The 14,069-nt window shown below is 68.6% G+C and carries 12 protein-coding genes; 7 read left to right on the top strand and 5 right to left on the bottom strand.

Annotated features, from left to right (window positions below):
- Positions 1-51 precede the first annotated feature (51 nt).
- From J3476_RS03940 to J3476_RS03930, 3 genes are all read right to left on the bottom strand, one after another.
- Positions 52-813 carry an ABC transporter permease gene (locus J3476_RS03940; protein WP_207065225.1) on the bottom strand — a complete coding sequence of 254 codons (762 nt, stop codon included), beginning with the start codon at positions 811-813 and terminating at the stop codon, positions 52-54.
- Between the two features lie 254 nt (positions 814-1,067).
- On the bottom strand, positions 1,068-2,027 hold the full coding sequence (locus J3476_RS03935) for a 3-oxoacyl-ACP reductase (RefSeq protein ID WP_207065224.1): 960 nt from the start codon (positions 2,025-2,027) through the stop codon (positions 1,068-1,070).
- 13 nt (positions 2,028-2,040) lie between these two features.
- Positions 2,041-2,232 carry a ferredoxin gene (locus J3476_RS03930; RefSeq protein ID WP_152518816.1) on the bottom strand — a complete coding sequence of 64 codons (192 nt, stop codon included), beginning with the start codon at positions 2,230-2,232 and terminating at the stop codon, positions 2,041-2,043.
- Between the two features lie 171 nt (positions 2,233-2,403).
- On the opposite strand from J3476_RS03930, the gene J3476_RS03925 reads away from it, so the two are divergent.
- The 7 genes from J3476_RS03925 to J3476_RS03895 are packed head-to-tail and all read left to right on the top strand — an operon-like array spanning position 2,404 to position 11,379.
- Complete coding sequence (locus tag J3476_RS03925; RefSeq protein WP_207065223.1) at positions 2,404-3,585, top strand: acyl-CoA dehydrogenase family protein; 1,182 nt, start codon at positions 2,404-2,406, stop codon at positions 3,583-3,585.
- 18 nt (positions 3,586-3,603) lie between these two features.
- Positions 3,604-4,701 carry an acyl-CoA dehydrogenase family protein gene (locus tag J3476_RS03920; protein WP_207065222.1) on the top strand — a complete coding sequence of 366 codons (1,098 nt, stop codon included), beginning with the start codon at positions 3,604-3,606 and terminating at the stop codon, positions 4,699-4,701.
- A gap of 13 nt (positions 4,702-4,714) precedes the next feature.
- Complete coding sequence (gene fadD17, locus J3476_RS03915; protein WP_207065221.1) at positions 4,715-6,247, top strand: long-chain-fatty-acid--CoA ligase FadD17; 1,533 nt, start codon at positions 4,715-4,717, stop codon at positions 6,245-6,247.
- Positions 6,244-7,923 (top strand): AMP-binding protein, encoded by a 1,680-nt coding sequence (locus J3476_RS03910; RefSeq protein ID WP_207065220.1) that lies wholly within the window; start codon positions 6,244-6,246, stop codon positions 7,921-7,923. Before fadD17 ends, J3476_RS03910 begins: the two co-directional genes overlap by 4 nt.
- A complete protein-coding gene (locus tag J3476_RS03905) occupies positions 7,916-9,475 on the top strand; it encodes an FAD-binding protein (RefSeq protein WP_207065219.1) in 1,560 nt (519 codons plus the stop codon). The genes J3476_RS03910 and J3476_RS03905 overlap by 8 nt, the downstream gene beginning before the upstream one ends.
- Before the next feature lie 11 nt (positions 9,476-9,486).
- On the top strand, positions 9,487-10,647 hold the full coding sequence (locus tag J3476_RS03900) for a Rieske 2Fe-2S domain-containing protein (RefSeq protein ID WP_373889018.1): 1,161 nt from the start codon (positions 9,487-9,489) through the stop codon (positions 10,645-10,647).
- Positions 10,648-10,662: 15 nt separating this feature from the next.
- Positions 10,663-11,379: an LpqN/LpqT family lipoprotein gene (locus tag J3476_RS03895; RefSeq protein WP_207065217.1), complete on the top strand. Its 717-nt coding sequence runs from the start codon at positions 10,663-10,665 to the stop codon at positions 11,377-11,379.
- Here the strand turns inward: J3476_RS03895 and J3476_RS03890 are convergent.
- Positions 11,369-12,919: an acetolactate synthase large subunit gene (locus J3476_RS03890; protein ID WP_207065216.1), complete on the bottom strand. Its 1,551-nt coding sequence runs from the start codon at positions 12,917-12,919 to the stop codon at positions 11,369-11,371. The two genes, J3476_RS03895 and J3476_RS03890, sit on opposite strands and share 11 nt — an antisense overlap.
- A 20-nt stretch (positions 12,920-12,939) precedes the next feature.
- A complete protein-coding gene (locus J3476_RS03885; protein WP_152518826.1) occupies positions 12,940-14,061 on the bottom strand; it encodes a nitronate monooxygenase family protein in 1,122 nt (373 codons plus the stop codon).
- Between the last annotated feature and the right edge of the window lie 8 nt (positions 14,062-14,069).

Raw genomic sequence — 14,069 nt, 5'->3', positions numbered from 1 at the left:
TTGACACAGGGCTACTCATCAGGGCACTCTGCTTCTTCGCGCAAGCGCTCATCAGGCCAGCACCCTTACTCCCACCGCCGTCATGATCACGTTGATCACGAACAGGCAGATGAAGGCGTAGACGACCGTCTCGTTCACCGCGTTGCCCACGCCCTTCGGGCCGCCCTGCACCGTCAACCCCCGATAGCAGCCCACCAGCCCGGCGACGACGCCGAACAGCAGCGCCTTGATCTCGGCGAGAATGAGCTCGGGAAGTCCGGTCAACACCGTCAGTCCGTTGATGAAGGAGCCCGGGTTCACCCCCTGCAGGAACACCGAGAACACGTAGCCGCCGGACAACCCGATCAGGCAGACCAGGCCGTTGAGCAGCAGGGCCACGAACGTCGAGGCCAGCACACGGGGCACCACCAGGCGCTGGATGGGGTCGATGCCCAGCACCCGCATCGCGTCGATCTCCTCGCGGATCGTGCGGGCGCCGAGGTCCGCGCAGATCGCCGTGGCGCCCGCACCGGCCACCACGAGCACCGTCACGACCGGACCGAGCTGGGTGATCGTCCCGAACGCCGTGCCGGCGCCGGACAGGTCCGCCGCACCGATCTCGCGCAGCAGGATGTTGAGCGTGAAGGCGACCAGCACCGTGAACGGGATCGCGACCAGCAGGGTCGGCACCAACGAGACGCGGGCGATCATCCACGTCTGATCGAGGAACTCCCGGAACTGGAACGGCCGGCGGAACGTCTTGACGAACGTCTCCAAGGACATTTCGACGAACCCACCCACGGCCCGCGCAGGCGCCGCAAGTTGTTCGATCACCTCGGCTCCGTTCTCCCAGCGGGCTCAGGTACATGCTGTGGCGAATAGTTCGACATCGGTCGCCGTAGACCTGAACCCACCCTGGTGTAAGCGCTCCACTTAGTGAGCCGGATCATACTAACTAGAACGTGTTCGCACTGTCAAAGTTCGGCATAACCGCGCAAATCGTTATATTTCCCCAGCTCAAGGCATGGCAGGGCGATAGCTGCCTAGAACGTGTTCTAATGGGCGAGCCCGGTCGGTCATCGAGACTGTCAGTCTCGATCTCCGAGCCCCATCGCGGCCGAGAAACTCCGCTCCGGATCCCTGTCAGCAAAGTAGCTCCGCAACTCGTCGGACAACCGTGCCGGTTCCCAGATCTCTCCGTCGGCGCTGAACTGCCGCTCCGCGGTCGGAGCAGCAATGAGCGTCACCGTCGGACCATAGACGATGAACAGCTGTCCGTTGACCGCTTCGGAGGCCGGAGATGCCAGGAATCGGACCAGGTTGACCACATGTTCGGGCGACAACGGGTCGACGGCGCCGTCGGACAGTTCCGGCGCATCGCCGAACACCCCGGCCGTCATCGCCGTGCGGGCCCGCGGCGCGATCGCGTTGGCGCGCACGCCGAACCGCTCCAGTGCGCGCGCCGCCGACAGTGTCAGCGCGGTGATCCCCGCCTTGGCCGCCCCGTAATTGGGTTGCCCGACGGGTCCGGACAGACCCGCCTCCGAGGAAGTGTTGATGATGCGGCCGTACACCTGACCCGACCCGCCGTCACCGCCGGCCTTGGCTTTCGCCCGCCAGTAGGTCGCCGCATTGCGGGTGAGCAGAAAATGCCCCCGCAGGTGCACCGCGATGACTGCGTCCCATTCCTCGTCGGTCATGTTGAACAGGATCCGGTCGCGGGTGATGCCGGCGTTGTTGACGACGACGGCCAGCCCGCCCAGGCCGTCGGCCGTTTCCACCAGCTCGTCGGCGGTGGCGCGCTGGCTGATGTCACCGGCGACGGCGACGCCCTTCGACCCGACGGCGGCGATCTCGTCCATCACGTCGGACTTGTCCAGGGCCGGGGCGATGTCGTTGACGACGACGGTGGCGCCGGCCCTGGCCAGGCCGATGGCTTCGGCACGGCCGAGACCTGCCGCGGCGCCGGTGACGACCGCGACGCGTCCGGACAGATCGGTGTCGGAGGGAGAGTCAGCAGACTCGGGCGAAGACTGGGGAGAAGACAAAGTACGAATACCTCTAGTCGTGACGGATCAGGGCGGCGCGCGGGCACTCGGCGATGGCCTGCTCGGCCACCGCCTCCTCCCCCGGCGGCACGGGATCGGACTTCACCACGGCGTAGTCCTCGTCGTCGAGGTCGAACAGGTCGGGGGCTATTCCGACGCACACCGCGTTACCTTCGCAGCGGTCACGATCCACTTCCACTCGCATGAGAACCTCCTGTCGGTCCGGGCTGTTGGTCCGATGCCGTCGGGCAACCAGTGTGACACCACCCTGGACCCCAACACTAGAACGTGTTACAACCGGGGTAGCCCTGAGGTGCCACCAGGCATCCGAGAATGACATCTTTACCAAGGCTCGCAGACAAGTGAGGACGACGCGATGCGGATCGGCTACACGCCTGAACAGGAGGAGCTGCGCCGCGAACTGCGGGCGTACTTCACCAAGCTCATGACCCCGGAGCGGGCCGAGGCCTTGGCGGCCAGCGACGGCGAGATGGGCCGCGGCAACGTCTACCGCGAGACGGTGGCGCAGATGGGCAAGGACGGCTGGCTGACGCTGTCGTGGCCCGAAGAGTTCGGCGGACAGGCGCGTCCGCCGATGGACGGGCTGATCTTCAACGACGAAGCCGCGATTGCCAACGTCCCGGTGCCGTTCCTGACGATCAACAGCGTCGCGCCGACGATCATGCACTTCGGCTCCGACGAGCAGAAGCGGTTCTTCCTGCCCAAGATCGCCGCCGGCGACCTGCACTTCTCCATCGGCTATTCCGAGCCTGGTGCGGGCACCGACCTGGCGTCCCTGCGGACCACCGCCGTGCGCGACGGGGACGACTACGTCATCAACGGTCAGAAGATGTGGACGTCGCTGATCGCCTACGCCGACTACGTGTGGCTGGCGGCGCGCACCAATCCCGAGGCGAAGAAGCACCGCGGCATCTCGATGCTGATCGTGCCCACCACCGCCGAGGGCTTCTCGTGGACACCGGTGCACACCATGGCCGGCGTCGATACCAGCGCCACCTACTACCAGGATGTCCGGGTGCCGGTGACCAGCCTCGTCGGCGAGGAGAACGCCGGCTGGAAACTGGTGACCAATCAGCTCAATCACGAACGTGTCGCACTCGTGTCGGCACAACCGATCTTCGTCGCGCTCGGCGGTGTCCGCGAGTGGGCGCAGAACACCAAGGACGTGCACGGCAGACGCCTGATCGACGCGGAGTGGGTGCAGCTCAACCTGGCCCGGGTGCACGCCAAGGCCGAGGTGCTCAAGTTGATCAACTGGGAGTTGGCCTCGGCCACCGATTCCGCCCCGTCGCCGGCTGACGCGTCGGCGGCCAAGGTCTACGGCACCGAACTGGCCACCGAGGCGTACCGGCTGCTGATGGAGGTCCTCGGCTCCGCGGCGACGCTGCGCACCGATTCGGCGGGCGCGTTGCTGCGCGGCCGGATCGAACGGATGCACCGTTCCTGCCTCATCCTGACCTTCGGCGGCGGGACCAACGAGATCCAGCGCGACATCATCGGCATGGTCGCCCTCGGGCTGCCCCGGGTGAACCGGTAGGAAAGGGCTGACACCACCATGGATTTCAACACGACCGAAGCCAGCGAGGACCTCGGCGGCCTGGTGCGCACCATCACCGAGTCGGTGTGCACGCCCGCACACCAGAAGGAGCTCGACGGTCTCGAGCAACGCTTCGACAGTGCGCTGTGGCGCAAGCTGATCGACGCCGACATTCTCTCCGCGGCCGCCCCGGAATCGCTGGGTGGCGGCGGGTTCGGATTGCTCGAACAGGTGGCGGTGCTCGTGGCGCTCGGCAGGCAGATGTCGGCGGTGCCGTACCTCGAATCGGTGGTGGTCGCCGCGGCCGGGCTGGAGAAGTTCGGCGACGAGACCGTGCGCGAGCAGTGGGCGCGGCCGGCAGTGACCGGGGAGAAGATCCTCACCGTCGCACTGGACGGCGACATGGGTGAAGGCCCCGTGCAGGCGCACTCCGCCGACGGCGGCTACCGGCTGACGGGCACCCGGACCCAGGTCAGTTACGGGCCCCTGGCTGACGCATTCCTGGTCCCCGCTGAAACCGACTCGGGTACAAAGGTTTTCCTCGTCGCCAAGGAAGACGCCGGTGTCACCGTCGAGGCGCTGAGCACGACGGGACGCGGCAGCATGGGCCATCTGGAACTGCGCGGGGTCGAGGTGGCCGGTGACCGGGTGGTCGGTGAGGCCGAAGCGCTCGCCTGGCTGACGACGCTCGGCCGGTTGGGCCGCAGTGCGTTCCAGCTCGGCGTCGTCGAACGCGCGTTGGAGCTGACCGCGGTCTACGCCCGCGAGCGCGAACAGTTCGAGCGGCCGATCGGCAGCTTCCAGGCGGTCTCCGCGCGACTGGCCGACGGTTACATCGACGTCAAAGCTTTGCGGCTCACGCTGACCCAGGCGGCGTGGCGCCTCTCGGAGGGGTTGCCGGCGGACATCGACGTCAACACCGCTGCGTTCTGGGCCGCGGAGGCCGGGCACCGGGTCGCACACACGACCGTGCACGTGCACGGCGGCGTCGGCATCGACACCGACCATCCGGTGCATCGCTATTTCCTGGCCGCCAAGCAGACGGAGTTCGCGGTCGGTGGCGCCACCGGGGCGCTGCTGCACATCGGTCGCGAGCTGGCAGACACCCCAGCCTGATTCGCGCGTCACGGTGGACGAACCGACTGTCGCTTCCCTGCTGGAGCCGTTGACCGAGGTCGACGACCAGGGTGTGGCCGCGATCGGAGCCGGCGACACCGGTTCCGAGGCGGACACGGTGGTGTTCACCAGTTGGCGTGATCACATCCAAGCCGGCGCCGACCTGGCCGCAGCGCTGCGCGCCAGGCTGAACCCGGCCGAGCCACCCCACGTCGGGGTGCTGCTGGGCAACACACCGTTCTTCGGCACGGTGCTGGTGGCCGCCGCGCTGTCCGGGATCGTGCCCGTCGGGCTGAACCCCACCCGGCGTGGCGCGGCCCTGCAGCGTGACATCGCCCACGCCGACTGCCAACTCGTGCTGTCCGATGCCACCGGGCAGGACGCGGGCGTCGACGCGATCGATGTCGACTCTGCTGACTTCGCCGACGAACTGCGCGCCCACCGGGGCGCCGTCGTGAAGTTCCCGACGGTCGACCCCGACGATCTGTTCATGTTGATCTTCACCTCGGGAACCAGTGGCGACCCGAAAGCAGTGCGCTGCACCCATGAGAAAGTGGCGTTTCCCGGGGTGATGCTCGCAACGCGGTTCGGCCTCGGACCCACGGACACGTGTTACCTGTCCATGCCGCTGTTCCACAGCAACGCGATCATGGCCGGGTGGGCGCCCGCCGTCGCCGCGCAGGCGTCGATTGCGTTGCGGCGCAAATTCTCCGCATCCCAGTTCATCCCCGACACGCGGCGTTTCGGTGCGACGTATGCCAACTACGTCGGAAAGCCGCTGTCCTACATCCTCGCCACGCCGGAACGGCCGGACGACCGTGACAATCCGCTTCGGGTGGCCTATGGCAACGAAGGGGCACCCCGAGACCTGGCCCGGTTCCGGCACCGCTTCGATGTCGACGTCGTCGACGGCTTCGGCTCCAGCGAGGGCGGGGTGTCGATCGCCCGCACGCCCGACACCCCGGAAGGCGCGTTGGGGCCGCTGGCCGCCGGTGTCGACATCGTCGACGTCGACACCGGCGAACCGTGCCCGCCCGGTGTGATCGGCGAGCTCGTCAACACCACCGGCCGCGGCCAGTTCCGGGGCTACTACAAGGATTCCGACGCCGAAGCGCAACGCATGGCCGGCGGCGTCTACCACAGCGGTGACCTGGCCTACCGTGACGAGCACGGCTTCGCCTACTTCGCGGGGCGTCTGGGTGACTGGATGCGGGTCGACGGCGAGAACCTCGGCACCGCCCCGATCGAGCGGGTCCTGGCGCGGTACCCCGACGTCACCGAAGCGGTCGTGTACCCGATCCCGGATCCGAACGTGGGCGATCAGGTGATGGCAGCGCTGGTGCTGCCCGAGGGAATCGAGTTCGATCCCGGCGCCTTCGCCCGGTTCCTCACCGAGCAGGACGATCTCGGACCCAAGCAATGGCCCGCCTTCGTGCGGGTTGCCACTGCACTGCCCCGCACCGAGACGTTCAAGGTCATCAAGCGCACGCTCTCGGCCGAGGGCACCGATTGTGCCGACCCCGTCCACCAGATCCGGCGACCATGACCGCACCGACCCCGCGCCGCACCGACATCGCCTCCATGCTGATGGACCGTGTCGGTGACACCCGGCCGGGGTTGCGCACCCACGAGCGCGACTGGAGCTGGGACGATGTGGTACGCGAGTCGGCGGCTCGTGCGGCACTGGCAAATGCGTTGCAGGACAGCCTCTTTCCGGACACGCCCTGCCACATCGGCGTGTTGCTGGACAACGTCGCCGACTTCGTGTTCTGGCTCGGTGGTGCCGCATTGGCCGGCGCGACCGTCGTCGGGCTGAACCCGACGCGCGGATCGGCCGATCTGGCCGCCGACATCCGGCACGCCGACTGTGCACTGATCGTCACCGACCGCCGGGGATCAGAACGGCTGCGCGAGCTCGCGCACGGGCTGCCCGCCGAGCGTTTCCTGCTCGTCGACGACCCCGGCCATCAGCGCCGCGTCGACGCGCACCGTACCGACCCGGTCATCGCGCCCGCGGTGGACGGCACGCGCCTGATGCTGCTGCTGTTCACGTCTGGCACCACCGGTGCCTCCAAGGCGGTCCGGTGCAGCCAGGGCCGGCTGGCCCGCATCGCCTACGCCGCCGCCGAGAAGTACGGCCATCATCGCGGCGACGTCGACTACTGCTGCATGCCGCTGTTCCACGGCAACGCGATCATGGCGCTGTGGGCGCCCGCGCTGGCCGTGGGCGCGACGGTGTGCCTGACACCGACGTTCTCCGCCTCCCGCTTCCTGCCCGACGTCCGGTTCTTCGGCGCGACGTTCTTCACCTACGTCGGTAAGGCGATGGCCTACCTGCTGTCCACCCCGCAGCGCGACGACGACGCGGTCAACACCCTGACGCGCGGATTCGGCACCGAGGCCTCCCCGGAGGATCAGCAGGAGTTCCGCCGCCGGTTCGGCGCCGAACTCTTCGAGGGGTACGGCTCCAGCGAGGGAGGCGCGGTGGCGGTCGCAGACCCGGCTGCCCCGCCGGGCGCGCTCGGCCGTCCTGCGCACGCCGACGTGGTGATCGTCGACCCCGAGACGATGGCCGAGCGCCCGCGTGCGCTGCTCGACTCCGACGGCCGCGTTCGCAACCCCGACGAGGCGATCGGTGAGATCGTCGACCGCCGCGGCGCGCGGGATTTCGAGGGCTACTACCGCAACGACACCGCCGACGCGGAGCGGGTGCGCAACGGCTGGTACTGGTCGGGCGATCTGGGCTACGTCGACTGCGACGGTTTCCTGTATTTCGCGGGGCGACGCGGCGATTGGATCCGGGTCGACGGCGAGAACACGTCGGCGGTGACGATCGAACGGGTGCTGCGCCGCCACCCCGCGGTGATCACCGCCGCAGCCTACGGTGTGCCCGACCCGCGTTCCGGTGATCAGGTGATGGCCGCCATCGAGGTCACCGATCCTGCCGTGTTCGACGCCGCCGGGTTCGCGGCGTTCCTGGCCGAGCAGGACGATCTGGGCCGTAAGGGCATGCCGCGACTGCTGCGGGTCTCAGCGGAGTTGCCCGCGACGGGCTCCAACAAGGTGCTCAAACGCGATCTGCAGGCCCAACGATGGCACACCGGAGACTCCGTGTACCGCTGGACGGGCCGCGGCTGTCCCGACTACCGCCTCATGTCAGACACTGACCGCCTCGACCTCGACGCCGAGTTCACCACGCACGGAAGGCAACACCATGTCTGAGTGGGACGACACCACCGATGTGCTGGTCGCCGGCTCGGGTGCGGGCGGTGTCACCGGGGCTTACACCGCCGCCCGCGAGGGGATGTCGGTCATCCTCGTCGAGGCCAGCGACCGGTTCGGCGGCACCACCGCGTACTCCGGTGGGGGCGGGATGTGGTTTCCCGGAAACCCCGTGGTCCGCCGCGCCGGCATCGAGGATGACGTCGACGACGCCGTGCAGTATTACGCGGCCGTGGTCGGTGACCGTACCCCGGCGGCGCTGCAGGAGACCTATGTCCGCGGGGGCGCGCCGCTCGTCGAATACCTGGAAGCCGAAGAGCGCCTGAAGTTCTCACTGCTGCCCTGGCCGGACTACTTCGGCAGCGCACCGAAGGCGCGCGGTGACGGTATGCGCCACATCGCGGCCAAGCCGCTGAAGGTGGCCGCGGCCCCCGAGTTGCGCGAGCTGATCCGCGGACCGCTCGACACCGACCGGTTGGGGCAACCGGCGCCCGAGGACTACTTCATCGGCGGCCGTGCTCTGATCGCCCGATTCCTGCTGGCCACCCGGCAGTATCCGCATTCCTCCGCGCACCTGGACACCGCGCTGACCGAGCTCGTCGTCGAGGACGGGCGGGTGGCCGGCGCGGTGGTGCAGACCCCGGAAGGCCGGCGCAGGATCCGGGCCCGTCGAGGCGTGCTGCTGGCCGCCGGCGGTTTCGAGCACAACGACGAGATGCGGGCCCGCTACGGCGTGCCCGGGCAGTCACGAGACAGCATGGGGCCCTGGAGTAATCGGGGACTGGCCCACCTCGCGGGGATCGCCGTCGGCGCCGACACCGACCTGATGGATCAAGCCTGGTGGTCGCCCGGTCTGACCCACCCCGACGGGTCGTCGGCGTTCGCGCTCTGGTTCACCGGCGGGATCTTCGTCGACGACCACGGCAGACGGTTCGTCAACGAGTCCGCCGCCTACGACCGGCTCGGCCGGGCGGTGCTGGCCGCGATGGCCGACGGCACGGTCACGCTGCCGTTCTGGATGGTCTACGACAGCAGTGGGGACGAGGAGGTCCCTGTCCCTCCGGTCAAGGCCACCAACGTGTCGATGGTCGAGCCGCAGCGCTACGTGTCAGCGGGACTGTGGCGCAGCGCGGACACCCTCGAGTCGTTGGCCGAGGCGATCGGTGTGCCGCCGCAGAACCTGACCGACACCGTCGCCCGGTTCAACGAGTTCGCTGCGCACGGTATCGACGAGGACTTCGGCCGCGGGGACGAGCCGTATGACCGCGCGTTCTCCGGCGGCGCGTCGCCGCTGCACCCCATCGACCAGCCACCGTTCCACGCCGCCGCGTTCGGGGTGTCGGATCTGGGCACCAAAGGAGGTCTGCGCACCGACACGACGGCGCGAGTCCTCGACACGACCGGCCAGGTGATCCCGGGGCTGTACGCCGCGGGCAACACGATGGCCGCCCCCAGCGGCACCACCTACCCCGGCGGTGGCAACCCGATTGGAACCAGCATGGTCTTCAGCCATCTGGCTGTGCTGGACATGCTGAAAGGAAGCAGGCCATGAGCAGCGCAGAGATGCAGGGAGTTCGCGACATCGACCCCGGACAGGCCATGACCCGGTTCGCCCGCGGGTGGCACTGTCTCGGATTGGCCGAGGACTTCAGAGACGGAAGCCCGCACGGCATCGACGCATTCGGCACCCGGCTGGTGGTGTTCGCCGACTCCGCCGGAAAGCTCAACGTGCTCGACGGCTACTGCCGGCACATGGGTGGGGACCTGTCCCGAGGCACCGTCAAAGGCGATGACGTCGCCTGTCCGTTCCACGACTGGCGCTGGGGCGGCAACGGTCGATGCTCACTGGTGCCCTACGCCAAGCGCACCCCGCGGCTGGCTCGTACCCGGGCCTGGCTGACCACCGAGGTGAACGGTCAGCTGCTGGTGTGGCACGACCCGGAGGGCAGCACTCCGGCGGCTGAGCTGACCCCGCCGACGATCGAGGGGTTCGACGAGGGTCGGTGGTCACCGTGGCAGTGGAGCTCGATCCTCATCGAAGGAGCGCATTGCCGTGAAATCGTCGACAACAACGTCGACATGGCCCATTTCTTCTACATCCACCACGCCTATCCGACGTACTTCAAGAACGTGATCGAGGGGCACACCGCCAGCCAGTTCATGGAGTCCAAGCCGCGGCCCGACTACACCGCCGATCCGGACAAGCTCTGGGACGGAACCTATCTGCGTTCCGAAGCGACGTATTTCGGGCCTGCCTACATGATCAACTGGCTGCACAACGACCTCGCCCCGGAATTCACCGTCGAGGTCGCGTTGATCAACTGCCATTACCCGGTCACCCACAACTCGTTCATGCTGCAGTGGGGGGTAGCCGTGCAGGAGATGCCGGGCCTGCCCGGCGACAAGGCCGCCAAACTCGCCGCGGCCATGAACAAGAGCTTCGGCGAGGGCTTCCTCGAAGACGTCGAGATCTGGAAGAACAAGTCCCCGATCGAGAACCCGCTGCTGACCGAGGAAGACGGGCCGGTCTATCAGCACCGCCGGTGGTATCAGCAGTTCTATGTCGACGCCGCCGACGTCACGGCGGACATGACCGACCGTTACGAACAGGAAGTCGACACCACCCACGCCAACGGCCTCTGGCAGCAGGAGGTCGAGCAGAACATGGCCGCGCTGGCACGCAAGTTGAGTACTTCTACCCAATCCGGCTCGGCGGGTTCCTGACTTAGGCTTTCCGATGTGAAGCCCACCGCCCTGATCCGCTGCGCCGCGGCCGCCGTGGTGCTCGTGGCGACCGCCTGCGGCACGTCGGAAACCGAGTCCGGCACCCCCATCGCCGAATCGTCGGAAACGGCCACCACGACGACCACGACCAGAGCCGCGGCGGCACCGTCGCGGGAGCGCATCGCGCCGCGCGAGGAGTCCGCACCGGGCCCCGCCACGACGATCGCCGATTACATCGCCGAGCACGACATCCGCGAGACACCGGTGTTCCGTGGCGATCCCGGAGCCCCCACGGTCGACCTGCCCTTTCCCGAAGACTGGGAGGACGCCGGTGCCGACACCCCGGAATGGGCCTACGGGGCGATCTACTATTCGGGCCCCGGCGCCGAGGAGTACACCCCGAGCATCGTCGCGCTGATGTCGCGGCTGACCGGGGACGTCGACCCCGACGCCATCATCGAGTACGCGGCGGGTGAATTGACCAATCTGCCCGGTTGGGAACCACTCAGCCGGGGCCGGACGAGCACGCTGTCCGGCTTCCCCGCCTATCAGCTCGGCGGCACCTGGGTGCAGGACGGGGTGACCAAGGTGGTGGCCCAGAAGACGGCGGTGGTCCCCGGCAACGACGGGCTGTACGTGTTGCAGCTCAACGCCGATGGGCTGGAGAGCCAGCTCGACATCATCGGCCCGGCGACGGACATCATCGACGACCAGACCGTCATCACGCCCTGAGCATCGCCTCGATGAGGTGCGGACCGGGCTCGGTGAACGCCTCGCGCAGCGCCGCGGCCAGCTCCTCGGCGGTGTTCACCCGTCGGGCCGGAACACCCATGCCTTCGGCGAGCTTGACGAAGTCGAGGTCGGGATTGCCCAGCTCGAGCAGATCGGTGACCCGCCGGCCCCGGGAGTGCGGTTCGGCGACACCGACGTTCGCCAGCTCCCACCGCAGAATCTGATAGGCGCCGTTGTTGAGGACGATGGTGGTGATGTCCAGACTCTCCCGAGCCTGCGTCCACAGCGCCGAGATCGTGTACATCGCCGAACCGTCGGCCTGCAGCGACAACACCGGGCGGTCGGGCACGGCCACGGCCGCACCCACCGCGGCCGGCATGCCGTAACCGATGGCACCGCCGGTCAGGGTCAGCACGTCGTGCGCGGGCGCTCCCGCCGTGGCGTCGGGCACGGCGGCACCGGCGGTGTTGGACTCGTCGACGATCACGGCGTCCTCCGGCAACAGCGCGGCGACCGTCGCCGCCAACGACGCCGCGTCGAGTGCCCCGGTGGGCACCTCCGGCCGGGCGATGTCCGGCACCGGGGCGACGATCCCGGGCGCCAGCTCGTCGGCGAGTTGCTGCAGCGCCGCGGCCGCCCCGCGGGGGCCGGCCAGCGGGTGCACCGTGCAGCCCGCTGGAACCAGATCGCTGGGGCTGTCCGGATCGGGGTAGGCGAAGAACGACACCGGCGAGCGCGCGCCCGCCAGGATCAGGTGTGTGGCCCCGGCGAGCTGCTGCGCGGCGAACTTCGCGAAGTAGATCAGGCGTGGCACCGCAGGCACTCCGGCGCCGCGCTCCAGACGGGTGGGGAAGGTCTCGCAGAGCACCTCCGCGCCGGTGGCCTCGGCGAGACGGGCCGCCGCCGTCAAACCCGGCCGCCGCGTGGCATCGCCGCCGACCAGGATCACGGTCCGGCCGCCGGAACGCAGCGCCGCAGCCGCGGCCCGCACCGCGTCGGCGTCGACGACCGGATCGGGAAGCGGCGACACCGTGCCGGGCACGCCCCCGTCCGACCAGGACACATCGGCGGGCAGGATCAGCGTCGCGATCTCCCCACGACCGCTGGCGCGGATGGCGGCGGCTGCGTCGGCGCCGACATCGCCGGGGCGCATGCACCGGTGCACCCATCCCGACACCGTTGCTGCCACCGCGTCGATGTCGGATTCCAGCGGCGCGTCGAAACGCTTGTGGTGCGTGGCGTGATCACCGACCACCGTCACCATCGGGACGTGCGCGCGCTTGGCGTTGTGCAGGTTGGCCAACCCGTTGCCCAGGCCCGGCCCCAGATGCAGCAGCACCGCCGCGGGCCGTCCGGCCATTCGTGCGTAACCGTCGGCCGCGCCGGTGGCCACCCCCTCGAACAGCGCCAGGACCGCGCGCATGGAGGGGACGTCGTCCAGTGCCGCAACGAAGTGCATCTCGGACGTGCCGGGATTGGCGAAACAGACGTCGACCCCGTTGTCGACGAACGTGGTCAGCAGAGCCTGGGCACCGTTCACAGCCCAGGTATACCGCGGGCTCAGCCCTCGCGGATCGTGTCCAGCCGTTTCGTGGCTTCCTCGAAACCGGCCACCAGTTCGGCGATGATGTCGGCGACCGGCCGGATCTCGTTCATCCGGCCGACGATCTGACCGACCGGCATCGCCACGGCAGTGGGATCGGCCGACTCGCTCATCCGCTGATGCGCCTCACTGACGAGGATGTTCTGCAGCGGCATCGGCAGCGGCTCGGGAGCGTCGGGCGCATCCCAGGCATCGGTCCACCGGCTCTTGAGCAGTCGGGCGGGCTTGCCGGTGTAGATGCGGCGACGCACGGTGTCCGCGGAGGTGGCGCGCAGCATGGCCTCCTGGATCACCGAGCGACCCGAGTCCAGCCGCTCCCCGAGGTCGTATTCGGCCGACGTCAGGAACGCCGAGCCCATCCACACCCCTTGCGCGCCCAGCGCCAGTGCGGCCGCCACCTGCCGGCCGGTGCCGATCCCGCCCGCGGCGAGCACCGGAGCCTTGCCGTCGAGCGCGTCGACGATCTCGGGCCACAGCACCATCGAGCCGATCTCACCGGTGTGGCCACCGGCCTCGTGGCCCTGGGCGACGACGATGTCCACACCGTTCTCGGCATGGCGTAGCGCGTGTTTCGGCGAACCGGCGAGCGCGGCCACCGGTACCCCGGCCTCGTGCACCTGATCGATGACGTCCTTGGGCGGTGAGCCCAACGCATTGGCGATCAGCTTGATCGGATGCTTGAGCGCGACCTCGACATGGCTGCGGGCCACCGAATGCAGCCAGCCCAGCACGCCTTCGGATCGTGCCTCGTCCTCCGGAAGCGGAGGCACGCCCAGGTCGGCGAGCGTCTTGTCGACGAACTGGCGGTGCTCGGCCGGGATCAGTTTGTTGATGTCCACCGAGGTACCCTCGGTCGGGATCTTGGCGGGCATGACGATGTCGACGCCGTAGGGCTTGCCGTCGGTGTTCTCGTCCATCCAGCACAGCACGTTCTCGAGGTCGTCGGCGTCGTTGAACCGCACACAGCCCAGAACCCCGAGGCCGCCGGCCCGCGTCACCGCGGCCGCCACCTTCTCCGAGGGCGTGAAGACGAAGATCGGATAGTCGATGCCGAAGCGATCGCAGAGTTCGGTTCTCATGTTCATTC

The sequence above is a fragment of the Mycobacterium sp. PO1 genome (genome assembly GCF_017312405.1).
Classification (GTDB): domain Bacteria; phylum Actinomycetota; class Actinomycetes; order Mycobacteriales; family Mycobacteriaceae; genus Mycobacterium.
Note: the sequence above shows the minus strand (reverse complement) of the source record. Positions and strands in the feature narration are given on the sequence as shown.